The sequence below is a fragment of the Haloarcula sp. JP-L23 genome, from assembly GCF_011602445.1.
GTDB classification, from domain to species: Archaea; Halobacteriota; Halobacteria; order Halobacteriales; family Haloarculaceae; genus Haloarcula; species Haloarcula pellucida.
On record NZ_CP050014.1, the window covers coordinates 53,398 to 75,941 of the forward strand.

The window sequence follows — 22,544 nt, forward strand, 5'->3', positions numbered from 1 at the left end:
CTGAGACTCAGTTGTAAGGCTCGCAGACCCGCCTGATGCCTTCTTCGAAGGAAATCTGGGGTTCCCAGCCAGTCGCCGCGTGCATCTTCTCGTAGTCGCCACAGGTGTCGTGGACGTAAACGTCGTCGGGGATGGGGTTGTCGACGAACTCCGGGTCGATATCCGTCCCGAGTTCGTCGTTGAGCATCTCGACGACGGTGAGGAAGTCGTAGGCCTCGCCGGTCCCGAGGTTGTAGATGCCGTGCAGTTCGTCGTCGGCGGCCTGTTCGAGACCGCGGACGATATCCTCGACGTGAGTGAAGTCCCGCGTCTGGGTGCCGTCGCCGTACAGCACGGGCGACTCACCGTTCGCCATGTCGTCGGCGAATTGCGCGATGACGTTCGCGTACTCGCCTTTGTGTTCCTCGGCGCCGCCGTAGCCCTGGTACACGGAGAAAAAGCGCATCCCCGCCAGCGAGATGTCGTAGTGGTTGTGGAAGTACTCCGCATAGGTTTCGCGGGCCATCTTCGACGCCTCGTACCCCGTGTTGACGGTCACATCCATATCCTCGGGGGACGGCTCGGTCTGGCTTCCGTAGATAGAGGACGTCGAGGCATAGACGACGGTGTCACAGCCGTCGTCGCGGGCCTGTTCGACCGTGTTGACGAACCCTTCGACGTTGACGCGAGCGCCGTGGGTTGGATTCTCTTCGTGCATCGCGTACGACGACAGCGCCGCGAGGTGGAACACCACGTCGACGTCCGTCGGCAGGTCCTCCTCGACGACGCTCCGTTCGACGTACTCGACAGAATCGTTAACGTTCTCGGGCGTTCCGAGATAGCCGTCGTCGACGACGATCACATCGTTGTCAACAGCGAGCGTATTCGCGAGGTTCGAGCCGATGAATCCGCCACCGCCAGTAACCAACACGCGTTGTCCGTGCATACCTAACCGAGACTGTCGATATGACAAAATCGTGTTGGTTGACTCGTGTATCGTGTTCGCGCTCACCGGAACTACACATCAACCACCAAACACACTAATGTCAGCTTGCAACGATACTGGCCACCCCGGGACCACAACGTGAAGTGAACTCGCTGGCAACGCCATTACCACCGATAGCAAGCGAGGGGGCGATTCCGTTCTCGGTTGCCGATTAGTACCCGAGATACTCATTTAGCGCTTCGAACTCCGAACCCGAGAGGATGATTTCAGTGGAGAAGTCGTCTATTCGGTCGAAGTCGTCGTCCAGTGTAAGTATCGTCTCGGCACCTTCTTCGACTGCGACCTGTGCGTAGTACCCGTCCCAGCCGTCGATATTCAGTGTGCCAGCCCGCTCAAACCCCGTTCGAACTGTATCCTCGGGGAGTCCCTCGTACCAGTGAATCCGCTTGGCATCCATGAAGCGTTGCATGAGTGCCGAAGCGTCTTCGTTCGAGAACCCATAGACAGAGCTAAGAATGTGATGAGCGCCGAGGAGTGAAGCGTAGGGAACGATAGCGGAAATCTCACCAGTAACTGCTTGTCGAACGTATGAAAGTGCTGTATCACTGACTGGTGTTCCAGCATGTGCAAGCGCCGTCACGCCAACATCAAACAGGTATGGCTCGTCACTCATCGTCAGTCGCCCGCTCTCGAATTGAGTCAACGTGATCGCGGGCTATCGAATCAAGCTCGTTGTACGGCGATTGCTTTCGCTTCGAAGCAGCTTGTTCGGAAAGCGTCTCTATATCACTGAGAATCTGTTCGGGATCGTCCTCTCGTTCGATGACCACACGGCCATCGTCTTCGTGGATCTCGACCGCGGTACCAGGATCGATACCGAGCCGATCGCGAATTTCTTTCGGGAGGACGATTCGCCCCTTCGAATCAACCGTGGTCATATTCCCACTTACAGTGGGAAACGTGTAACGCTTTCGGCACCCTGTCATCGAATTCGAACACCGGTGTAAGCAGACCCGACGGTTTTTTGTCCGTCGCTGGACCCGATTCAAGCAATGAACATCCTCGTCACCGGCGGCGCTGGCTTCATCGGCGGCAACCTCGCCGAGCGCTTCGCCCGCGACGGCCACTCGGTCACCGTCCTCGACAACTTCGACCCGTTTTACGACCTCGACATCAAGTATCACAACGTCGAGACCGGCCGCGAGGCCGCAGAAGACGGCGGCGGGAGCTACGAACTCGTCGAGGGCGACGTGCGAGACGCCGACCTCGTCGCGGACCTCGTCGCCGACGCCGACTACGTCTACCATCAGGCCGCACAGGCCGGCGTCCGCCCGAGCGTCGAGAACCCACGGAAGTACCACGAGGTCAACGCCGACGGCACGCTCAACATCCTCGATGCCTGCCGCGACGAGGGCATCGAGCGGTTCGTGATGGCCTCTTCGTCGTCGGTGTACGGCGTGCCGCGATATCTCCCATACGACGAGGAACACCCGACGACGCCCGTCTCGCCCTACGGCGCGTCGAAACTCTCGGCCGAACGCTACGCCTGTGCCTACGGCGAAGTGTACGACTTCCCCGTCGTCGCCCTGCGTTACTTCACGGTGTACGGCCCGCGGATGCGCCCGAACATGGCCATCTCGAACTTCGTCTCCCGATGTATGAACGGCGAACCGCCGATTATCTACGGCGACGGCACCCAGACCCGAGACTTCACGTTCATCGACGACGTCGTCGAGGCGAACGTCACCCTCTTAGAGGAGGACGCCGCCGACGGCGAGGCCGTCAACATCGGGTCGACCGACAACATCGAGATCAAGACGCTGGCCGAGGAGATTCGCGACCAATTGGCGCCGGACCTCGACCTCGTCTTCGAGGCGCGCCACGACGCCGACGCCGAACACACCCACGCAGACACGTCGAAGGCCAGCGAACTGCTCGACTACGAGGCGAGCCACACCATCCGGGAGGGCGTCTCGAAGTTCATCGACTGGTACGAGGCCAACCGCGAGTGGTACGAACCGCTCGTCCGCCGGTCCTGAGTCAGTACAAGTCATCCGTCTGGCCAGATATATAAGTTACTCCCAGTCAAATTAGTAGGTATGTCCGAACCGAGCGAATCTGGAGACGTGACGGTCGACATCGACGTCAATCGCATCACCGAAATAGTGATGCAACAGCCGGTTCGGCTCGCCGTACTGTACGGCTCACACGTTCGCGGGACAGCAACATCAGACAGCGATGTCGATATCGCGATCGCGTTCGAGGGGGAACGGTCCAGCTCTGAGCGATTAGAACGCCGGGTCGACCTCACTGTTGCGTTGAGTAAAGCGCTCGGAACAGATAGTGTCGACGTTGCTGATCTCGATTCAATAAGGCCCTCCATAGGGCAGTCTGCTCTTCGAACAGGTATCGTTCTCGTCGGAGACCAAGACACAGTTTCCGAGTATCTCGAACGGTTCGAGCGCGAAAGGGATACTGAACAGACACACGACGAGCGTATGCGTCGCTTCGATTCGATACTCGGCCGATTGGAGGAAACAGTGTGAGCATCCCGGATGAGGTCGAAACACGTATTCTAGACAAGGCAGCGTATATCGAGGAAGCGGTGACTGTTCTGTCGCGAAAGCAAGACCTCGACGAGAGTACCTATCGAAATAGCAGGGAGCAACGAGCAATCGGTCAACGACCCCATCCTACTTCGCTCACCCTGACGGGTTCGCTCGTTGAGGGTGGGGCTTGTCCGTGAACTCGGCCTCGAACCCGTCAGGGTGGGCGGTGAATCCCCCACTCGGCGTCACGGTTCCAGACTTCAGGGCGAGTTGACTGTCGCCCGTCCGCCGAGACGACTGTTGGCCTCGACGGACGTACCGCATCCCGATGTTCTTCGCCGCGTTGTAGTCCGCGTTCGCTTCGGCCCCGCACTTCTGACACCGGAAGTCGTTGCGTGTTGGGCGATTCTCGTCTACCGTGAAACCACACTCAGCGCACCGCTTCGACGTGTATGCTGAACCCACCTGCTTCACGGCGATGCCGGCAGCTTCGGCTTTGTATTCCACTTGTTCGTACAACGTTCGGAACGCCCACTTGTGTCCCCACGACGCGCCGGTGCGCTCACGAATATGCGTCAGGTCCTCGAACGCGATTACGTCGCACTCGTTATCGACGTGCGTCCTCGATGATGGCGTTCGACACTCTGTGGAGTACGTCACGGACGTACCGCAGTTCCCGGCCACTCGCCTGTTCCAGCGTCCGGTGGGCGCTTCGGCTCCCTGTCTGTTGGAGACCAGCTCGTACTTTCTCAAATTCGCGGAGGTCGTGGGCTAACTCTCGCCCGCTGATGAATCGGGCCGTACTCGTAACGGCAAGATTCTTGATACCGAGGTCAACCCCGAGGACCGTTCCGTCCTCGGCAGTATTCCTCTCCGTATCGGTCTTGTGTCGGCGGAAGCCGATATGTAAGAAGTAGTCGCCGTCACGAGCGGTGAGCGTGCTTTCCGTGACGCTCCACTCGTCTGAGTCGAGGTACTGTCGCTGGTAGCCGTCTTCGTCGTCGGGGAGGGCGAGGTCACATCTGACGCGGCTCTCCGTCGTGGAGAGTGACACTGTATCGTCCTCGAACAGTGTCATCGTCCGAGTGTCGTATGTCACCGTAGGCGCGGTGAACGTCGGTTTGCTTACTTTTTTGCCGTTCGACCGGCGTTCGAGACAGCCGGTGATGGCTTCTGCGGCTTGGTGAGTGGCGAGAATCGCGTGCTGACTCCCGAGGTCGGTTTCCTCACGTACGGCGTCGTAGGCGAGAGGTTGTACGTCGCTCTTGGCGTTGCACTTACCCCACGACATGTCCGTGGCGAGTTGGCAACCACGCTTCCACTCGGTGATCGTCTGTTCGAGCAGGTCGCGTTGCTCCTCAGTCACCAAGAGGCGGGTGATTGCCGTCCGACGCACGTAGTCGTCTGCCACAGTTTCAATGTGGTTCTATGGCTGCTTATAAGATTGTATTTGTAGCCTCTGCGAACGCGCTCCTCCCCTCCCTACTCACTCGCTTCACTCGTTCCTTGAGGAAGGGGACTCCGCGCTACCGCGTCAGTAGAGAGCAAAATATCTTGTCCAACAGTCATCAACGGTGGCTCGGTGACCTTCGACCTGAAACGGTACCGTCAACACCACCCCTGACATAGCGACGTCCATGTGGCCGTGGGGACACGCCGCCGTCGGCTATCTCTGGTACTCGTCTGCTCGCCGTTGGCAGGGCCGGATACCCGCTGGACCGCCAGTGCTCGCACTCGCCGTCGGGACGCAGTTCCCGGACCTCGTCGACAAACCGCTCGGGTGGACGCTCGGCGTCCTCCCCGGCGGACGGTCGCTGGCGCACTCGCTGTTGACGCTGGCCCTCGTCGCGGCCGTCGCCGGCTATCTCGGGTACCGCTTTCGCGGGCGCGACGCCAGCCTCGCGTTCGTCTCAGGCACACTCAGTCACGTCATCGCCGACGGGCTCTACCCCGTTCTCGACGGACGCTACGTCGACCTGAGCTACCTCCTGTGGCCGATACTGCCCGTCCCCGAAGCGGATGTCGGGAAGAGCTTCCTCGCTCACGTCGCCCAGCTCACGCTCGATTCGTACGTGACGTTCGAACTCGCCTTACTGGTCTTCGCGACGGTCCTCTGGTGGGCCGACGGCCGGCCGGGTCTGGGGACGCTCTGGGAGACGGGTGCCAGATGGGTAGACCGCCTCGTCAGCCACGGATAGGGTGCTACAGCCCTCGTTTTCAACAACGATAGTGGGCCCGGTGGACTTATTTTGCGGGACGTGAGTCTCTGTAGTGATGAAAAGCGGGTGGCGGTACCGCCTCACCGCGTTGGTGGGGACAGTACTGGTGACGGGGGTGGCCGTCTCGCTAGCGTACCTGCCGGTGGTGCAGACGGCCGTGAGTTTCCTGCCCGTCGTCGGTGACCTCCCGATCGAATCCGCGACGGGGCGAGAGCTCGGGATGGAGATAGCGACGACGACGGTCGTGGTCGTGGCGGCGTTCGCCCCGTTGTATCGCCCCCAGCCGCGTCGAATCCTCGACACGTGGATGCTCGCCCTCCAGCGGACCGGTATCGCGCTGCTCGCGCTCGCGACAGTGGGGTACTTCGATTACACCTATCGGCTGCCGCGCTCGACGCTCATCGTCGCGGGCACCGCACTGGTCGCGTTCCTGCCGCTGTACTTCGTCACCATCCGGCGCCGCCCCGCAAGCGGGGGTCGGACCGTCGTCGTCGGCGACACGCCGGAACAGGTCGCCGAGGTGCTAGAAGACGTCGACAGCAGCGTACTGGGATACGTCTCGCCGCGGGTCGGTGAGACGGTTCGGACCGACGAGCGAGTGTTGGTCGGCTTCACCGACGGCGGCCAGGTGCGGGGACTGGAGAACGTCTCCTGCCTCGGCGGCCTCCCGAAACTGGAGACGGTACTCGTCGAGTACGACGTCGACACCGCGGTGCTTGCCTTCGGACAGCCCGACCGCTCGGCCTTTTTCGGCGCGCTCAACGTCTGCTACGAACACGGCGTGACCGCGAAGATCCACCGCGACCACGCCGACGCCGTGTTGACGCGGGACCTCGGCGGCGACGGCCTCGTCGAAATCGACCTCGACCCGTGGGACGTACAAGACCGCGTCTTCAAACGACTGTTCGACGTCACGTTCGCGACGGTAGCGCTCGGTGCGCTCCTCCCGGTCATTGCAGCTATCGCGGCGGCCATCAAACTCGACGACGAGGGTCCACTGCTGTACCGACAGGAGCGGACGGCGACGCTCGGTGAGACGTTCACCGTCTCGAAGTTCCGGACGATGGTGCCCGACGCCGAGAACCAGTCGGGCGCGGTCATCTCTGCCGCCGACGCCGGTGGGGTCGATCCCCGCGTGACCGACGTGGGCCGCGTCCTCCGGACGACCCACCTAGACGAGATTCCGCAACTGGTGGCGGTCCTGCGCGGGGACATGAGCGTCGTCGGCCCGCGACCCGAACGGCCGGAACTGGACGCCGACATCGAATCGGACCTCCGGGAGTGGCGGAGTCGCTGGTTCGTCAAACCCGGACTGACGGGACTCGCACAGATACACGGCGTCACCGGCCACGAACCCCACCGGAAACTCCAGCACGACATCGAGTACATTCGCAACCAGTCCATCGCGTTCGACCTGAAGATCGTCGTCAGACAACTGTATCAGGTGGGCACGGACGCTGTGCGTTACCTCACGCAAACGAATCATCCAGACGCGAATTGAGCCCCATTGGTGGAAGCGAAACACCCATACACCGACACTGAAACACCTATGCTATGACCGAGTCGGACGGATCGGGCCGAATCATCGACGAGAACGGCGCGCTGTTCGGTCGCGTCAACGTCGTCGACGCGGTAGTCGTGCTCGTCGTCCTGACGGTACTCCTCGCGGGAACCGCACTCGTCCTCGATAGGGGCAACAGCGATGTCTCGAACACCAAACCGACGAAATACGCGACAGTCTCCTACGCAGTTCCACTGACGAGCGGGGCGGCCGCGATCGAATCGGGTGAGACGCTCGACCCTGCGCCGACAGGGGAGCCACTGGAGGTGGTCGGGGTGACACGGAGTTTCGCACCGGGCGGCGAGGCACACGTCGTATCCCGGGTCGCCTACACCGGACCGCTCTCGGCCCAATGGGTCTGGGGAGACGGAATCGTTCGGGACGACACGCGCCCGCTCTACGGTGGGGACGAGACAGCGGTGATTGCCAACGGATACCGCACCCGCGCCGACGTACTCGCCGTCAACCAGACAACGGCGACACTCCCGACGAGCCGAGTCAGCGTCGTCATCTCGGTGAACGAGAGCGTCGCCCGGTCGGTCGAGACCGGCGCGACCGCACGAGTGGACGACCACACCGTCGCGACCGTCGAGCGTGTCGGCGATGGACCGGCGGCAGACGGCAAGCGAGCGGTCACGCTCGAACTCCGAACGTGGGCGCGTGACGGGACGCCGTGGTTCGGCGGGTCCCCGCTTCGCGTCGACAACCGTGTGACCGTCGTCACCGACGACGCCGTCGTCTCCGGTCGTCTCCAGCGAGTCGGTCCGGCCAACGCCAGCGAGCAGTGAGAACGATGCCAGATGCCACCGACGACGTACTCCGGACAGCCGTCGAGAAGTCGTGTCTCGGGCGGGCCCGACGACTCGGGCAGTTACTCGCGACCGCCGCTTCGAACTCGGTACCGGGCCGCCTCTCCGATAGCGTGGCCACCCGACTCACGTCTGCCGTCGCACAGTCGGCCTGTGTCCAGTGGCTCACCAGCGAACCGACCGGAGAGACAGTGGTCGTCGACCTCGAACGAACGCGGACCGTCGGACCGGTCGTTCGATTGCTCCACCGAGCCACCGCGACCGCGTCTCGGAGCTATCGTGCGTCGGCTTTGCGAACCGTCGTTCGACAGTGGCGTCGGGCTAGTACGCCGATTCGGACCGCTGTCTGTCAGAGCACCGCATGGCGGCTCCTCGGGGAAGTGCTGAAACCGCCAGAAGACCCGGGTAGAGAGCGCTAACGGGCAGATATACCCTTACTCCACCGTCACGCTTTTGGCCAGATTGCGCGGCTTGTCGATGTTCCGCCCGAGCAACGCCGCCGTGTGGTACGAGAGCAGTTGCAGGTGCGTGTTCGCGAGCACCGCGGCAGCCCGGGGGTGCGTCTCCGGCAGTTCCAGCACGTGATCGGCATAGCGGGCGACGTCAGTCTGGCCATCAGAGATGGCGACGACCGGTGCGTCGCGAGCCTCCACTTCCTTGACGTTGCCGACGGTCTTTCGGGCCTGCTCGCCGTCGCCGGTCACGACGGCGAACACCGGCGTGTGCTCCGTAACCAGCGCCAGCGGGCCGTGTTTCAGTTCACCGGAGGCGAACCCCTCGGCGTGTTTGTACGTTATCTCTTTCATCTTCAGCGCGCCTTCGAGGGCGACGGGGTGCTGGTACCCCCGACCGATGAAGAAGTAGGCGTCGGCGTCCTGATACACCTCGGCCACCGTCTCGGCGGCCGACTCGTCCAAGACGCGCTGGACGTTCCCCGGGAGTTCTCGGAGCGAGGTGATGACGTCGCGAGCGTCGACGGTCCGCGTCATCCCCAGCGCGAGCAGGTTCAGCGCCACCTGCTGCGACGAAAAGGTCTTGCTGGCGGCGACGCCGATCTCGGGGCCGGCCCGGATGTAGAAGGCGTGGTCACACTCCCGGGCGGCCGTCGACCCGACGACGTTCGTGACCGTCATCGTGCGCGCGCCGCGCTTGCGGGCCGCCCTGAGCGCCGATAGGGTATCGGCCGTCTCGCCGCTCTGGGTGACGCCGACGACCAGCGCATCGCCGATAGGCGGCACCGACGTGGCGTACTCGCTGGCGAGGAACGCCTGTGCCGGGATGCCGGCGTCGCGGAACAGTTGCGCGCCGTACAGCGCGGCGTGGTAGGAGGTGCCACAGGCGACGAACTGCACGCCCGTCGGCGAAAGGTCGCCGAGGTCCTCGATGTCGACGGTGCCGGCCATCTCGTCGACGCGGCCCCGCAAACACTGCCGGAGCGCCCGTGGCTGTTCGTGTATCTCCTTGAGCATGTAGTGGTCGTAGCCACTCTTGCCCGTCTCCTCTGGGTCCCACTCGATGGTGTCGACGTCCTTCTCGACCGAGTCCCCGTCGAGCGTCGTGACGGTCCAGCCCTCGGCGTCGAGTCGGGCGAACTCGCCGTCGGCCAGATACACGACCTGGTCGGTGTAGTCGCGGAACGCCGGCACGTCGCTGGCGAGGAACGTCTCGTCCTCGCCTAGCCCCAACACCAGCGGCGAGTCGTTACGCGCGGCGTAGACCGTACCGTGACCCGCGACGACAACGGCGACGGCGTAACTCCCCTCCAGCCGCGCGATGGCGTCGCGAACGGCACGCTCCGGGTCGACGCCCGCTTCCAGCGCGTCCTCGACGAGATGGGGGACGACTTCGGTGTCGGTGTCGGAGGTGAAGGTGTGGCCCGCCCCGACGAGTTCGTCCCGCAGCGACTGGTAGTTCTCGATGATGCCGTTGTGGACGACGGCGACGTCACCGGTACAGTCCTGATGCGGGTGGGCGTTCGCGTCGGTCGGCGGCCCGTGCGTGCTCCAGCGCGTGTGCCCGATGCCGACGTCGCCGGTCAAAGCCGACCCTTCGAGCGTCGCACGCAGGTCGTCGATTTCACCGGAGGTCTTGACGACGTCGACGCCGCCGTTGGCCATCGCGACACCGGCCGAGTCGTAGCCTCGGTACTCCAGCTTCGAGAGCCCATGAACGAGCGTGTCGAGCGTCTCGTCGCCGCGCCCGACACAGCCGATGATGCCACACATCAGCGGGTCACCTCCGCGTCCTCGGAGACGTTCCGGTCGACCGTTACGCCGGCGTTGAGCGTCGCGTTCGGCCCGACCAGTGACCCTGGCGAGAAACTCACGTCACCGCGTGCGCGGGCCCGGTCGGCGATGACCGCACCCAGTCGCTGGTCTTCGAATATCTCCGTCCCGACCTGTACGTCCGCGGGACCGCCCGGAACGACAGTGCTGGCACCGAGGTGGACGTCCTGTCCGGTAATCGTATCGAGCAGCGTCGACCCGGGGTCGACCCGCGTGTCGGCATCCAACACACTTCGCTGCACCACAGTGTTCGCCCCGACGGTGACGTTCGCACCGAGCGCGACGTTCGGCCCGACGACGGCGTCCGGGCCGACCTCGCAGTCGGGGCCGATGACGACTGGAGCCTGAAGAACAGCCTCGTTGTGCACGCGTGCGGAATCATCGATCCACACCTGTTCACGACGATCACTCTCGACAACGCGTCCGCGGGCCAGTACTTCACGTGCGACGGTCAGTAGGTCCCAGGGATAGGTTGCATCGACCCACATCCCGTCGACTTCCACGCCCCGGACACGGTTCTCGTCGACGAGGGTCGCGAGCGTGTCCGTGAGCGCGAGTTCGCCCGCCTGCCGGGGCGTGTCCTCGATAGCGTCGAATATGTCCGCCGAGAAGGCGTAGACGCCGCCGTTTATCAGGCGGTAGTCGCCCTCTCTGGGCTTCTCGACGAGGTCCGAGATGACACCGTCGCGGACTTCGACGGCCCCGTATCGGCTCGTGTCCTGTCGCTCGACGACGGCGAGTGCCGGGTCGCCCGTCGCCGAGAACGTGTCCGCGACGGCCTCGACAGTCGCGGCGTCGATGAGCCGGTCGCCGTTCAACACGAGCGTCGGGCCGTCGACGACCGACTGGGCCTGTAACAGCGCGTGGCCACTCCCGAGTTGCTTGTGCTGTGTGACGTACGTGATCGGAATACCCCGGTACGTCGGGCCGAAGTGGTCCTGTACCCTGTCACGCTTATAGCCGACGACAGTCACCAACCGCTCGACGCCGGCCTCAACCAGCGCGTCGAAAACGTGCGCCAGAATCGGCCGGTTCCCGGCCGGCAGCATCGGCTTCGGCCGGTTGCGCGTCAACGGGCGAAGACGAGTTCCCTCGCCGGCGGCGAGGACGACAGCCGTGTCGAGTTCCATACTCGTATCAACAGGAGTGGGGATTTGAATATGGCGGGACTACTACCAGTGTTGAGCGGTTAAGAGTCTTCACCTACTGGGAGGGGTCGGCGCAATGCAAGGCGTCGGAGAAGTTCGTGGAACCGTCGAGAGATGGGTTAAGCTAAACGACGGAATTCGGGAGCGGAACTCCAGATGATTGCTTCCGGTGTCCTCCAATATATCCAGATCGTAAAATCCAGTAACTAGATCTCCATATCTAGTCTCCTATCAAGGTAGTTTTGCGATCTATTGCTTCAAATAACCGTTTTCATTTTTAGATAGAGCAAATATGTTTTCTTATTCAGTAGTGTGTGTGTATCTGGGCTATATAGAGTGAATAAGATCGAAATATGGATTGAGTTGTCGAAGAAAGTGAGATATTCACTGAGAGACTGACAGAGTTCCGGACGGCGTGAAGGGTCAACCAGTACGGATCACCGCGTCCACGACTAGTCGCAAAGTCTTGGCGACGGCGTCGGCCACCACCCACGTCACCGGGACCCGAGTAGAATAGCATATTCGAATGCATCGAACGAATTCGCGGCGAACACTCTCGCGTAGCGGTCGGCGAGGAGAGAAGTGGGGACTCGTGCGAGAATGAATAGCTCGTAGTTTGAGGCAGCTAACGGCGATCCATAACAACCGTACACGTGATATCTGTCGACACAGCTCGCCTCCCACCCGGCGTCGTCGTGTCGATAGCGACACCTCGTCGTTATTGGTGTGAACTATTGACGTGAAGTGGCCCATTCGACGTCGTCGAACTCACAGTATCCGAGACGACTGTGGTCGCCACAAGATTTCACGTCTACTTGCGAGTATCACTCGGGAGAGACTGTGTGACTGCTACGAATGGGCGATATTGAGTTCGAGTTCGTTCGCTGCCCCGAGTAACAGATCCGGAAGTTCGGTCTCGAACCGTTCGCCCTTCAAGCGGTGCGAGGGGCCGGTAACGCTAAGTCCACCAATCACGTCACCGCTGGGGCCACAGATAGCGACCCCGACGGCGTGCGTCCCCTGGAGAGACTCTTCCCTGTTGAAGCTGTATCCGCGCTCGCGAATCTCCTCGAGTTCGATCAACAGTTCGTCTCTGTCTGTGATTGTGTACTCCGTCACCGATTTGAGGCCCATCTGTTCGAGTATTTCGAATAGCTCGCTCTCGGGAAGTTCGGCGAGGATCGCCTTGCCCGCTGACGCCGCGTGAAGCGGGATACGGCTACCGATCCCGGGATCTGTATGCACTGCCTGGTCGCCGACCGACCGCGCGAGATACACGGCTTCACCGTGTTCCTCGACGAAAAACTGGGCGCGCTCGCCGGTCATCTCGGCGATCTCTTCGACTTTGTCACGCACCAGTTTGTAGCCGTCGTAGCTGTTCCGAGCTGTCACGCCGATGTCGAGAAAGCGGAGGCCGACGTGGTAGCCGTCGTCCCGCTCGACGACGTACCCCAGGTGTTCGAGCGTCCGCAGATGCCGGTGAACGGTGCTCTTCGCGTAGTCGAGCTCTGTCGACAACTCGGTGAGCGTCATTCCCTCGCCTGCCTTGACGCACTGGACCACGTCGAACAGCGTCCGGGCTGTCTGGACCGAATCGGGCAGTTCGTCGCCGGCTTGCGTTCCCATACCGAAGCGGTATATTCCAACCGATAAAATAGGTTCGACTCCGTCGAACAGCTATAGGGACGTCACCACATGCCAATAGTGGTCACAGTATCGAGGTGGGCTGACGGACCCGGCCGAGCAACAGGCACATTTAATTCACGGTGACGAGTGTGCGTGACTGTGGCATCGCTCTCATCGATAGCCGGGACTGATGCGGGCGTCATCCGGGAGCGCCCGTTCCAGTTACTCTTCCTCACGAACATGCTCCCGCCGCTGGGGACGGCGCTCCTCTCGCCAGTGCTGGGGTCGCTCATCGAACCGCTCGGCGCGACGCCGGCGAACATCGGGCTGATGATGTCGGCGTTCACCGCGCCAGCCGTCGTTGTCATCCCGATTACGGGTGTGCTGGCCGACCGCTACGGCCGCCGACCCGTCATCCTCTTCGGCCTCCTGTGGTTCGGCATCACCGGCACGGCCATCGCGCTGGTCTCGGAGTTCCGGATGGCGCTGCTGTTGCGGTTCTGTCAGGGCATCGGCTTCGCCGCGCTCACGCCCATCATCATCACCAGTATCGGCGACCTCTACTCGGGGACGAAAGAAGCGACGGCACAGGGATTCCGGTTCACCGGATCTGGGCTCACGCAGACGATCTTCCCGCTCGGGGCCGGTGTGCTGGTCGGTTTCGCGTGGCAGTACCCGTTCCTCCTCTACGCCATCGCTTTCCCTATCACCGCCGTCGTCTACGTCTGGTTCGAGGAACCGGTCGATCCGGACGCTGACGAGGCGGCGAACGGACGGGCGGTCCGACAGCAACTCGCCGACCTGTGGGCGCTCGTCTCGCACAGGCGGGCGTGGACGATGATCGTCGCCCGCGGCGCTGCGAACCTCGCGTGGTTCGGTTTCCTGACGTACAACTCCATCGTCGTCGTGGACGTCCTCGGGCACAGCCCAGCACAGGCCGGCGTGCTCGCGGCCATCGCCAGTATCAGTTACGCGCTCGCGGCGACCCAGGCCGGTCGCATCACGGTCCTGTTCGACAGCAGACTATACCCGCTCGTCGCGACGAACCTCTCGATGGGTGTCGGCCTCTCGGTCGTCTTCCTCGCTGACGCACTCTGGATCGCGGCGGTCGGCGTCGTGTTCATGGGCATCGGGTTCGGCATCGTCCTCTCGATATACCGGAGCGTCATCACCACGCTCGCGCCGCCCACACTCCGAGGCGGGCTAGTGAGCCTCAGCGAGGGCAGCGGCCGTGCGGCAGCGACGGTGACGCCGATTCTCATGGGTGCCGCTATCGCCCTCGCAAACGCGCAGTTCGGGTTCGCCTCGGCCGTGCGGCTGGTCGGCGTCGGGACGGCCGCACTCGGTGTGGGCGTCGGCATCGCCTGCCTGCTGCTGATGAGCACGTCACGACCGATCCAAATCGAGGCGTGACACGGGCGACGAAGGGATTTTGTCGGTCCCGCTGAGAACTACTGACAGCACACATGCCCACAGACACGCCCCACGTCGCTGTCCTCGACCACGACGCACACGGGATTCCCGCCGCCGAGTACGCCGATATTCTCCGACGTCGGCTGCCGGAGCACACCGTTAGCCACGCGGCGACGCCGGCTGACCGGCAGCGACTGCTCGGCGAGGCGACCGTGATCGCCGGCGGCGACCTCGACGAGTCCGACATCGACGCCGCCGAGAACCTGCGACTGTTCGCCTGCAACTCGGCCGGCGTCAACCACCTCCCGCTGGATGCGCTCGCCGACCGAGGCGTCGCCGTGACGAACGCGTCGGGCGTCCACGGCCCGAACATCGCCGAACACGTCCTCGGGTGGGTGCTCACGTTCACGCGGCGACTGGACGAGGGACGCCGACGACAGGCGCGCCGCGAGTGGCGGCGGTTTCAGTCCTTCACCGAACTCGCCGGTAGCACCGTGACCGTCGTCGGCCTCGGATCGATCGGGCAGGCCGTCGTCCAGCGGTTCGAGGGGTTCGACGTGACGACGCTCGGCGTCCGCCACACCCCCTCGAAAGACGGGCCGACCGACGAGGTGTTCGGGTACGACGACCTGCCGGACGCGCTGGCGCGGACGGACGTCCTCGTTCTCTGCTGTCCGCTGACCGAGACGACCGAGGGCCTCATCGGTACGACGGAGCTCGACGTGTTACCGACGAACGCGATCGTCGTCAACGTGGCCCGCGGCGGCGTCGTCGACACGCCAGCGTTGGTCGAGGCGCTCCAGTCAAATGGCATCCACGGCGCGGCGCTGGACGTGACCGATCCGGAACCGCTCCCGAGCGACCACGACCTCTGGGGGTTCGAGAACGTCTTCCTCACGCCCCACGTCTCGGGCCACACGCCGAAGTACTGGGAGCGCCGGGCGGACATCCTCGTGGAGAACCTCGACCGCGTCGCGACGAGCGGCGCGTACGAGGACCTGCAGAATCAGGTCGTCTAACCGTCAGTTAGCTGTACGCCGGGATGCCAGTAAGGTCCTCGCCGAGGACGAGCGTGTGGATGTCGTGGGTTCCCTCGTAGGTGTACACCGTCTCCATGTTGGCCATGTGGCGCATCGGTGAGTAGTCGGCCGTGATGCCGTTGCCGCCGAGCATCTCGCGAGCGATGCGGGACTGATCGCGAGCCATCCTGACGTTGTTGCGCTTGGCCATCGACACGTGCTGTGGGCGCATCTGGCCGGCCGCCTTCAGGTCTGCGAGCCGGTGTGCCAGCAGTTGGGCGAGCGTTATCTGGGTCGCCATCTCCGCGAGCTTCTCCTGCTGGAGCTGGAACCGCCCAATGGGTCCGCCGAACTGGTCGCGGTCGGCGGCGTACTGTCGGGCCGTCTCGAAACAGTCCCGTGCGGCTCCGACCGCTCCCCACGCGATGCCGTACCGGGCCTGCGTGAGACAGGAGAGCGGCCCCTTCATCCCCTCGACGCCCGGCAAGACGTTTTCTTCGGGGACCGAGACGTCGTTCAGGCCGATCTCTCCGGTGATCGAGACCCGTAGCGAGAGCTTCTCGTGAATCTCGTTGGTGGTGACACCATCCCGGTCCGTCTCGACGAGGAACCCGCGGACCGGGTCGCCCTCGCTACTCCGGTCGCGAGCCCACACGACGGCCACGTCGGCGATGGGCGAGTTGGTTATCCACGTCTTCGACCCGCTCAGGACGTAACCGTCGCCGTCCTGCCGTGCGTAGGTCTCCATCCCCGAGGGGTCCGAACCGTGCTGGGGTTCGGTGAGGCCGAAACAGCCGACGGCCTCGCCGCTGGCCAGCGCGGGGAGCCACGCTTCTTTCTGGGCCTCGCTGCCGTACGCGTGGATGGGGTAGATGACCAGCGCCCCCTGCACCGAGGCCATCGAGCGCAGCCCCGAGTCACACGCCTCCAGTTCGCGCATCAGGAGGCCGTACCCTCGTTCGCTGACGTTCGGGAGGCCATATCCGTCCAGGTTCGGTGCGTAAAATCCCATCTCCCCCATCTTCGTGACGAGGTCGGTCGGGAAGGTCCCGTCGAGCCAGTGCTGGCCGATATCGTCGACCTCGTCCTCGACGAACGACCGCGCCGAGTCGACGAGCAGGCGCTCCTCTTGCGAGAGGGTCTCCTCCATCTCGAAGTAATCGAGCATATCACAGAAACGTCATCGTCGGTGAAATAACCCTACCCGTAGATCTGAGGGAGTCGGTTCAGAACCCGGTCGTCCCCTCGAGCCGGTGTTCTTCGACGACGTCCTCGTCCAGTTCGATGCCCAGCCCCGGTGCCTCGGGTACCTCGATGTAGCCGTCCTGAATCAGTGGCTCGTCGCGTGCGAGCATATCGTCCCACCAGTCGACTTCCAGCGCGTGGTACTCCAGCAGGTCGAAGTTCGGGGTGGCGGCGCCCAGGTGGACGCAGGCCATCGTCCCGACGGGACTACAGACGTTGTGTGGCGACATCGGCATGTAGTTCTCTTCGGCCCGGTCGGCGACCCGCATCGTCTCGGCGAGGCCGCCAACCGTCGTCGGGTCCGGCGTGATGACGTCGACGCCGTGTTCGTAGACGAGTTCGGAGAGTTCGAACACCCGGAAGCGGTTCTCACCGGTGGCGACCGGCGTTCGCGTGGCCTTCGTCACCTCCTTTTGGGCGTCCATGTTCTCCGGCGGGACGAGGTCTTCGAGCCACATCAGCTTGTACTCCTCCAGTTCGTGGGCCAGTCGCTTCGCGCTCTCGACGGAGTAGTCCCAGTGACAGTCGAAGGCGAGGTCCACGTCGTAGCCGATCTCCTCGCGCACCGCCTCGACGATCTCGCGTTTCTCCTCGATAGCGGCGTTGGTCAGGCGGCCGTTGTACGGGTCGGGGTCGTTGTCGGCGGGCAAGTCGAGGTCGAACTTCAGCGCGGTGAAGCCCATGTCGGTGACGCGGGCCGCCTCGGCGGCGTAGGCCTCCGGGGAGTACGCCTCCGCGTCGGCGTAGGCGGTCGCGCCGTCCTCGACGGCGTAGGCCTCGCCGGCGTGGCAGTCACAGTAGATGCGTACCTCGTCGCGGTACTTCGACCCGAGCAGCTGGTAGACCGGGAGGTCGAGGATCTTCCCGGCGGCGTCCCACAGCGCCACCTCGATGCCCGAGGCGGCCGTGACGACCTTGCCGGTCGTCCCGCCGTGGCCGGACATCTCCTGAAAGATGTACCGGGTGAGTCGCTCGACGTCGAGCGGGTTCTCCCCGATGAGGAACCGCTTGGTGTACTCGACGAGTTCCGGAACGCCGCCGCCCCGGTAGGACTCGCCGATGCCGGTGACGCCGGCGTCCGTCTCCACCTTGATGAGGTTCCACTCGAAGTTCCCCTCGACCACGCAGGTCTTGATATCGGTTATCTGTACGTCACGGTCCGAGTCGCGGTTTGCTATCTGATCTGAGTAGTCTCTCATTGCCTGAATTCCTCAAGTGCGTTCGTATCGAGCGGGACACCGTGGCCGGGCGTATCGGGGAGCGGAATCGTCCCGTCGTCGCCGGGCGAGAGCGGATCGGCCACTACGTCGTCGAACACCTTCACGTCCATGTCCCGGTAGAAGTACTCTATCCAGAGGCCGTTCTCGACGGCCCCTAGCAGGGAGGCGTGGAGGTTCCAGTTGTAGTGTGGGGCGATGGGGACGTCGTAAGCGGCAGCGTAGTTGGCGATTCGGAGCCACTCCGTGATGCCGCCACACACCGTCGCGTCCGGCTGGAGTACGCTCGCCGCACCCGTATCGCGAAGCCGAGCGAAGTTGTGGCGCGTCCCTTCGAGCTCGCCGGTAGCGACGGGGTAGTCGATAGCGTCGTTGACCTGTGCCATCGTTTCCACCTTGTCGATCATCACCGGTTCCTCCATGAAGTACGGGTCGTACGGCTCGAAGGCACGACACGCCCGGATGGCCTCCGGAGGCGAGGACCAGACGCCGTTGGCGTCCAGCAGGAGCGTCCGGTCGGGGCCGATCTCGTCGCGGACGGCCGCCACGCGGTCGACCTCTTCGCTCACCGAGCGGCGTCCGACCTTCATCTTGACGACGTCGTGGCCCTCGTCTAGGTACCGGCGCATCTCCTGTCGGAGCGCCTCGTGGCCCTTGTCGTCGCGGTAGTAGCCCCCGCTAGCGTAGGACGGGACCGAATCGGCGTACCCGCCCAGCAGTTTGTGCAGCGGTTCGCCGGCGGCCTTCGCCTTCACGTCCCAGAGCGCGATGTCGACCGTGGAGATGGCCCGCAACAGCAGGCCAGTCCGCCCGATCTGCACCGTGCCTTCGTACATCTCCTGCCAGAGTCGCTCGGTGTCGCGCGGGTCCTCGCCGACGAGCATCGGTTCGAGGAGTGACTCGACGGCCGCAGAGACGAGCCCGGCACCCTCGTAGCCCAACGAATAGCCGACGCCCTCGAGTCCGTCCGCCGTCCGGACGTACGTTATCGCGTGGTCGCGAAACGTGAGCGTCCGGTTGGAGAACGAGACCGGGGACTCCAGCGGTATCTCGATTGGAAACGACTCCACTTCTACGATTTCCATAGGAACAGCGGCGCGACACACGGAGTAATAGTCGGTTGTCACGGCAATACTTACCACCCGGCTATTTGTACGCCTCCGGCGACACACACCGGTATGGACGTCCCCGAACGCAGTGACGTCGATCACCTCATCGACCCGCAACCGCTCCCGACGTTCGCGCGGACCCGGTACGAACCACCGACTGAGACAGTCTCGGACCCCGCTGGCGCGGCGCAGGCGGAACTCGACGCCCTCGCGCTCGACGGGCTAAACGACGGCGCTACCGTCGCCATCGGCGTCGGCAGCCGTGGCATCCACGCCATCGACGACGTCGTGACCGCCGTCGTCTCGTCGCTCGCGGCGCGCGGGTTCGACCCCATCCTCGTGCCGGCGATGGGGAGCCACGGCGGCGCGACGGCCGACGGACAGCGGGAGGTACTCGAGTCGCTGGGCCTCACCGAGGAGCGAACCGGCGCGCCGATAGACGCGCGGATGGACGCCGAGCGACTCGAGGCGGTTTCCGTCGGCGACACGGAGATGCCGGTCTACCTCTCGACCGCCGCGCTGGAGGCCGACGCCGCCATCGTCGTCAACCGCGTCAAGGCCCACACGAACTTCACCGGCCCGATAGAGAGCGGCCTCTCGAAGATGACCGTCGTCGGGTTGGGCAAGCAGCGCGGCGCGAAGTCGTTCCACTCGACGGCCATCGCCGAGGGGTACGTCGAGACACTGCGGGCCGCGCTGTCGGTCATCGCATCGAACGCGCCGCTGCTGGGCGGGATCGCCCTCGTCGAGAACTTCCGCGAGGAGATTGCCCACGTCGAGGGCGTCCCGACCACATCGTTCACCGACCGCGAACCTGCGCTGCTGGAGCGGGCCTACGAGGAGATGCCGACCCTGCCCGTCGACGACGTGGACCTGCTGGTCGTCGACGAACTCGGCAAGGAGATTTCCGGCGCTGGGATGGACACCAACGTCATCGGCCGCTACCGCGTCCTCAACACCGACGACCCCGACGAGCCCGCGATCAAGCTCATCTACGCTCGCGGTCTCACCGAGGCGACGAAGGGGAACGGCAACGGCATCGGACTGGCCGACATCACTCGCAAAGCCGCGTTCGACCAGCTCGACATGCAGAAGACGTACTCGAACGCGCTCACGAGCGGGTCGCTCGCGAAGGCGAAGCTACCCGTCGTCGCGCCGGACGACGAGTTCGCCCTGCGGACGGCGCTGGCCGCACTCGGCGGATACGACCCGGAGACGGTGCGCATCCTCTGGATACGGAACACGCAAGACCTCGCGGAGATGCGCGTCTCCGAGACCGTTCTTCCGGACCTGCCCGACGCCGCGACGATCCTCGAACGGGAGTCGCTGGCCTTCACCGACGGGACAGCCTCGTTCACCGACCCGTAGACCAGCCCCCGACGGTTGCCTGTACGGAAACGTTTTCACGGTAGACCCTGATTGAGTGTGACATGGACCTGCAGATAGACGGCAACGCGGCGCTCGTGACAGCATCGTCCAGCGGACTCGGCAAGGCGTCCGCGAAAGCGCTCGCCCGCGAGGGCGTCGACGTGGTCATCAACGGCCGCGACGAGGAGCGACTCGAAGCAGCACGCGAGGAGGTCACCGACGTCGCCACCGGCGAGGTGGTCGCACAATCCGGCGACCTCACCGACGCCGACGACATCGCGACCCTCGTCCAGACGACCGTCGACGAGTTCGGTCGCCTCGATCATCTAGTGACCAGCGCCGGGGGCCCGCCGTCGGGCGCGTTTCTCGACACCGACGACGAGGACTGGCAGCAGGCCTACGACCTGCTCGTGATGAGCGTCGTCCGCCTCGCCCGCGAGGCCGAACCGCACCTCCGCGAGGGCGAGGGGGGAACCATCGTGAACATCACCTCCCGGAGCGTCAAGGAGGCGCTGGACAGTCTCGTCCTCTCGAACTCCGTGCGGATGGGCGTCATCGGTCTGGAGAAGACCCTCTCAAAGGAGTTCGCGCCCGAGGTACGCGCCAACGCCGTCCTGCCCGGTCCCCACGAGACGTCACGGATACAGGAACTGGTCAACGACGCCGTCGACCGCGGCGAGTACGACTCCTACGAAGAGGGGTTACAGGGCTGGGCCGGCAACCCGCTAGAGCGCATCGGCGATCCGATGGAACTGGGCAACACGGTCGCGTTCCTCTCCTCGCCCCAGTCCGGGTTCATCAACGGTACCGCCCTGCCCATCGACGGCGGGTCGACGGGGGCGAACCTATGAAACCCGTCCCGTTCGACGACGCAGAGACGTACGAACCGGAGGACGGGTGGCGGCGCGTCTCGATGGCCGGCAGCGACCAGTTCTCCTTCGAGTGGTTCGAGAAGCCGCCAGGCCACAGTTCGCCAATGCACGACCACGAGAACGAGCAGGTGTGTCTCTGCCTCGAGGGCGAACTCACCGTCGCCACCGAGGACGACGAGATCACCCTCCAGCCGAACGACTCCGTCCTCCTGGAGTCGAACGAGGCCCACCGGGTCGAGAACACGGGCGACGAACTGGCGGTCGGACTGGACGTGTTCGCGCCGGGTCGCTCGTTCGACTTCTGGACGGACCGCGAGGAATGAAGTACCTCGCACGCACCGAGAGCGGGCGGCCGCTGCTCGGCGACAATGACGGGTTCGTCCCGCTGGGCGCGGTCGAACCGGACCTCGACAGCGTCCGCGAGGCGCTGCCTCGGGCCGCGGCGGGGACGCTCGGCGACGTCGACGACGCGCCCGCCGAGCGCGTCCCGGCGGCCGACTACACGTTCGGCCCGCCACTCGAACGGTTCGGGAAACTCTGGGGCATCGGTCTGAACTACGCCGAACACGCCGGCGACCTAGACGAACAGCGCCCAGACGAACCGGCAAGCTTCATGAAGCCCTCGACGGTGCTGACGGGCCCCGGTGGCCCGATCCGTCTGCCACCCACGTCCCAGAGCGAGCGCGTGACCGCGGAGGCCGAACTCGCCGTCGTGATGGGTCGGGAGTGCCGGAACGTCGACGAGGCGGCCGTCCACGACGTGGTCGCGGGCTTCCTCCCAGTCATCGACATGACCGCCGAGGACGTCCTCCAGCGCAACCCCCGCTTTCTCACTCGGGCGAAGAGTTACGACACGTTCCTCGTCGTCGGCCCGGCCCTGGCGGTGCCGGAAGAACCCGTGAACCTCACCGACGTGACCGTCCAGACCGAGGTCAACGGGACGGTCGAGTCCGAAAACGAGATTCGGAACATGCTGTTCCCGCCCGAGGAGATCGTCTCGTTCCACTCCGACGTGATGACGCTCGAACCGGGCGACCTGTTCAGCACCGGGACGCCGGGCGCGGCGCCCATCGACCCCGGTGACCACGTGCAGGCGACCGTCGAATCGATCGGATCCGTCGAGGCCCCAGTGACGCGGTAACACCGCTGGCGGCCAGACATATTTATTACCCACGGAGC

General features: G+C 64.1%; 21 protein-coding genes and 1 pseudogene. 12 read left to right on the top strand and 10 right to left on the bottom strand.

What is annotated here, in order from left to right:
- Positions 1 to 7: 7 nt before the first annotated feature.
- The 3 genes from G9465_RS00230 to G9465_RS00240 form a co-directional block, all read right to left on the bottom strand.
- The gene (locus G9465_RS00230; RefSeq protein ID WP_166966423.1) at positions 8 to 925 is read right to left on the bottom strand and encodes an NAD-dependent epimerase/dehydratase family protein; all 918 of its coding nucleotides are present in this window, start codon (positions 923 to 925) and stop codon (positions 8 to 10) included.
- Between the two features lie 211 nt (positions 926 to 1,136).
- Positions 1,137 to 1,598, bottom strand: coding sequence for a hypothetical protein (locus G9465_RS25360; RefSeq protein WP_193571720.1), 462 nt, complete (start codon positions 1,596 to 1,598; stop codon positions 1,137 to 1,139).
- Positions 1,591 to 1,863: an AbrB/MazE/SpoVT family DNA-binding domain-containing protein gene (locus tag G9465_RS00240; protein ID WP_166966425.1), complete on the bottom strand. Its 273-nt coding sequence runs from the start codon at positions 1,861 to 1,863 to the stop codon at positions 1,591 to 1,593. The genes G9465_RS25360 and G9465_RS00240 overlap by 8 nt, the downstream gene beginning before the upstream one ends.
- Before the next feature lie 114 nt (positions 1,864 to 1,977).
- On the opposite strand from G9465_RS00240, the gene G9465_RS00245 reads away from it, so the two are divergent.
- Both G9465_RS00245 and G9465_RS00250 read left to right on the top strand, forming a co-directional pair.
- A complete protein-coding gene (locus G9465_RS00245; RefSeq protein ID WP_166966428.1) occupies positions 1,978 to 2,964 on the top strand; it encodes an SDR family oxidoreductase in 987 nt (328 codons plus the stop codon).
- Between the two features lie 60 nt (positions 2,965 to 3,024).
- On the top strand, positions 3,025 to 3,471 hold the full coding sequence (locus tag G9465_RS00250; RefSeq protein WP_166966430.1) for a nucleotidyltransferase domain-containing protein: 447 nt from the start codon (positions 3,025 to 3,027) through the stop codon (positions 3,469 to 3,471).
- A gap of 156 nt (positions 3,472 to 3,627) precedes the next feature.
- Here the strand turns inward: G9465_RS00250 and G9465_RS00255 are convergent.
- Positions 3,628 to 4,885 (bottom strand): annotated as a pseudogene (locus G9465_RS00255) (RNA-guided endonuclease InsQ/TnpB family protein).
- A 226-nt stretch (positions 4,886 to 5,111) separates the two neighbouring features.
- Between G9465_RS00255 and G9465_RS00260 the strand changes: the two are divergent.
- From G9465_RS00260 to G9465_RS00275, 4 genes are all read left to right on the top strand, one after another.
- Positions 5,112 to 5,672: a metal-dependent hydrolase gene (locus tag G9465_RS00260; protein ID WP_166966432.1), complete on the top strand. Its 561-nt coding sequence runs from the start codon at positions 5,112 to 5,114 to the stop codon at positions 5,670 to 5,672.
- 76 nt (positions 5,673 to 5,748) lie between these two features.
- Entirely contained in the window at positions 5,749 to 7,194 is a 1,446-nt protein-coding gene (locus G9465_RS00265; protein WP_166966435.1) for a sugar transferase, read from the top strand.
- Between the two features lie 53 nt (positions 7,195 to 7,247).
- Complete coding sequence (locus G9465_RS00270) at positions 7,248 to 8,042, top strand: DUF4330 family protein (RefSeq protein ID WP_166966437.1); 795 nt, start codon at positions 7,248 to 7,250, stop codon at positions 8,040 to 8,042.
- A gap of 5 nt (positions 8,043 to 8,047) precedes the next feature.
- Positions 8,048 to 8,482: a hypothetical protein gene (locus G9465_RS00275; protein WP_166966439.1), complete on the top strand. Its 435-nt coding sequence runs from the start codon at positions 8,048 to 8,050 to the stop codon at positions 8,480 to 8,482.
- 15 nt (positions 8,483 to 8,497) lie between these two features.
- Here G9465_RS00275 and glmS read toward each other — a convergent pair whose 3' ends face one another.
- From glmS to G9465_RS00290, 3 genes are all read right to left on the bottom strand, one after another.
- Positions 8,498 to 10,288: a glutamine--fructose-6-phosphate transaminase (isomerizing) gene (glmS, locus tag G9465_RS00280; RefSeq protein ID WP_166966440.1), complete on the bottom strand. Its 1,791-nt coding sequence runs from the start codon at positions 10,286 to 10,288 to the stop codon at positions 8,498 to 8,500.
- Positions 10,288 to 11,478, bottom strand: a complete 1,191-nt coding sequence (gene glmU, locus G9465_RS00285; protein ID WP_166966441.1) for a bifunctional sugar-1-phosphate nucleotidylyltransferase/acetyltransferase — start codon at positions 11,476 to 11,478, stop codon at positions 10,288 to 10,290. Before glmU ends, glmS begins: the two co-directional genes overlap by 1 nt.
- Positions 11,479 to 12,345: 867 nt before the next feature.
- On the bottom strand, positions 12,346 to 13,122 hold the full coding sequence (locus G9465_RS00290) for an IclR family transcriptional regulator (protein WP_166966442.1): 777 nt from the start codon (positions 13,120 to 13,122) through the stop codon (positions 12,346 to 12,348).
- Between the two features lie 159 nt (positions 13,123 to 13,281).
- Here G9465_RS00290 and G9465_RS00295 point away from each other — a divergent pair, with 159 nt between their 5' ends.
- Together G9465_RS00295 and G9465_RS00300 are read left to right on the top strand one after the other, a co-directional pair.
- The gene (locus G9465_RS00295) at positions 13,282 to 14,535 is read left to right on the top strand and encodes an MFS transporter (protein WP_166966443.1); all 1,254 of its coding nucleotides are present in this window, start codon (positions 13,282 to 13,284) and stop codon (positions 14,533 to 14,535) included.
- 53 nt (positions 14,536 to 14,588) lie between these two features.
- Positions 14,589 to 15,554, top strand: a complete 966-nt coding sequence (locus G9465_RS00300) for a D-2-hydroxyacid dehydrogenase (protein WP_166966444.1) — start codon at positions 14,589 to 14,591, stop codon at positions 15,552 to 15,554.
- 7 nt (positions 15,555 to 15,561) lie between these two features.
- Here the strand turns inward: G9465_RS00300 and G9465_RS00305 are convergent, their stop codons facing one another.
- The 3 genes from G9465_RS00305 to G9465_RS00315 are packed head-to-tail and all read right to left on the bottom strand — an operon-like array spanning position 15,562 to position 19,101.
- Positions 15,562 to 16,722, bottom strand: coding sequence for an acyl-CoA dehydrogenase family protein (locus tag G9465_RS00305; protein WP_166966446.1), 1,161 nt, complete (start codon positions 16,720 to 16,722; stop codon positions 15,562 to 15,564).
- A gap of 58 nt (positions 16,723 to 16,780) precedes the next feature.
- Positions 16,781 to 17,998: a mandelate racemase/muconate lactonizing enzyme family protein gene (locus tag G9465_RS00310; RefSeq protein ID WP_166966448.1), complete on the bottom strand. Its 1,218-nt coding sequence runs from the start codon at positions 17,996 to 17,998 to the stop codon at positions 16,781 to 16,783.
- The gene (locus G9465_RS00315; RefSeq protein WP_166966451.1) at positions 17,995 to 19,101 is read right to left on the bottom strand and encodes a mandelate racemase/muconate lactonizing enzyme family protein; all 1,107 of its coding nucleotides are present in this window, start codon (positions 19,099 to 19,101) and stop codon (positions 17,995 to 17,997) included. Before G9465_RS00315 ends, G9465_RS00310 begins: the two co-directional genes overlap by 4 nt.
- 93 nt (positions 19,102 to 19,194) lie before the next feature.
- Between G9465_RS00315 and G9465_RS00320 the strand changes: the two genes are divergently transcribed.
- The 4 genes from G9465_RS00320 (at position 19,195) to G9465_RS00335 (ending at position 22,506) form a co-directional block, all read left to right on the top strand.
- A complete protein-coding gene (locus G9465_RS00320; protein WP_166966453.1) occupies positions 19,195 to 20,493 on the top strand; it encodes a DUF362 domain-containing protein in 1,299 nt (432 codons plus the stop codon).
- Between the two features lie 62 nt (positions 20,494 to 20,555).
- Positions 20,556 to 21,344, top strand: a complete 789-nt coding sequence (locus tag G9465_RS00325) for an SDR family oxidoreductase (protein WP_166966455.1) — start codon at positions 20,556 to 20,558, stop codon at positions 21,342 to 21,344.
- A complete protein-coding gene (locus G9465_RS00330) occupies positions 21,341 to 21,688 on the top strand; it encodes a cupin domain-containing protein (RefSeq protein ID WP_166966457.1) in 348 nt (115 codons plus the stop codon). Before G9465_RS00325 ends, G9465_RS00330 begins: the two co-directional genes overlap by 4 nt.
- Positions 21,685 to 22,506, top strand: coding sequence for a fumarylacetoacetate hydrolase family protein (locus G9465_RS00335; RefSeq protein ID WP_166966459.1), 822 nt, complete (start codon positions 21,685 to 21,687; stop codon positions 22,504 to 22,506). Before G9465_RS00330 ends, G9465_RS00335 begins: the two co-directional genes overlap by 4 nt.
- The last annotated feature ends 38 nt before the right edge of the window (positions 22,507 to 22,544 follow it).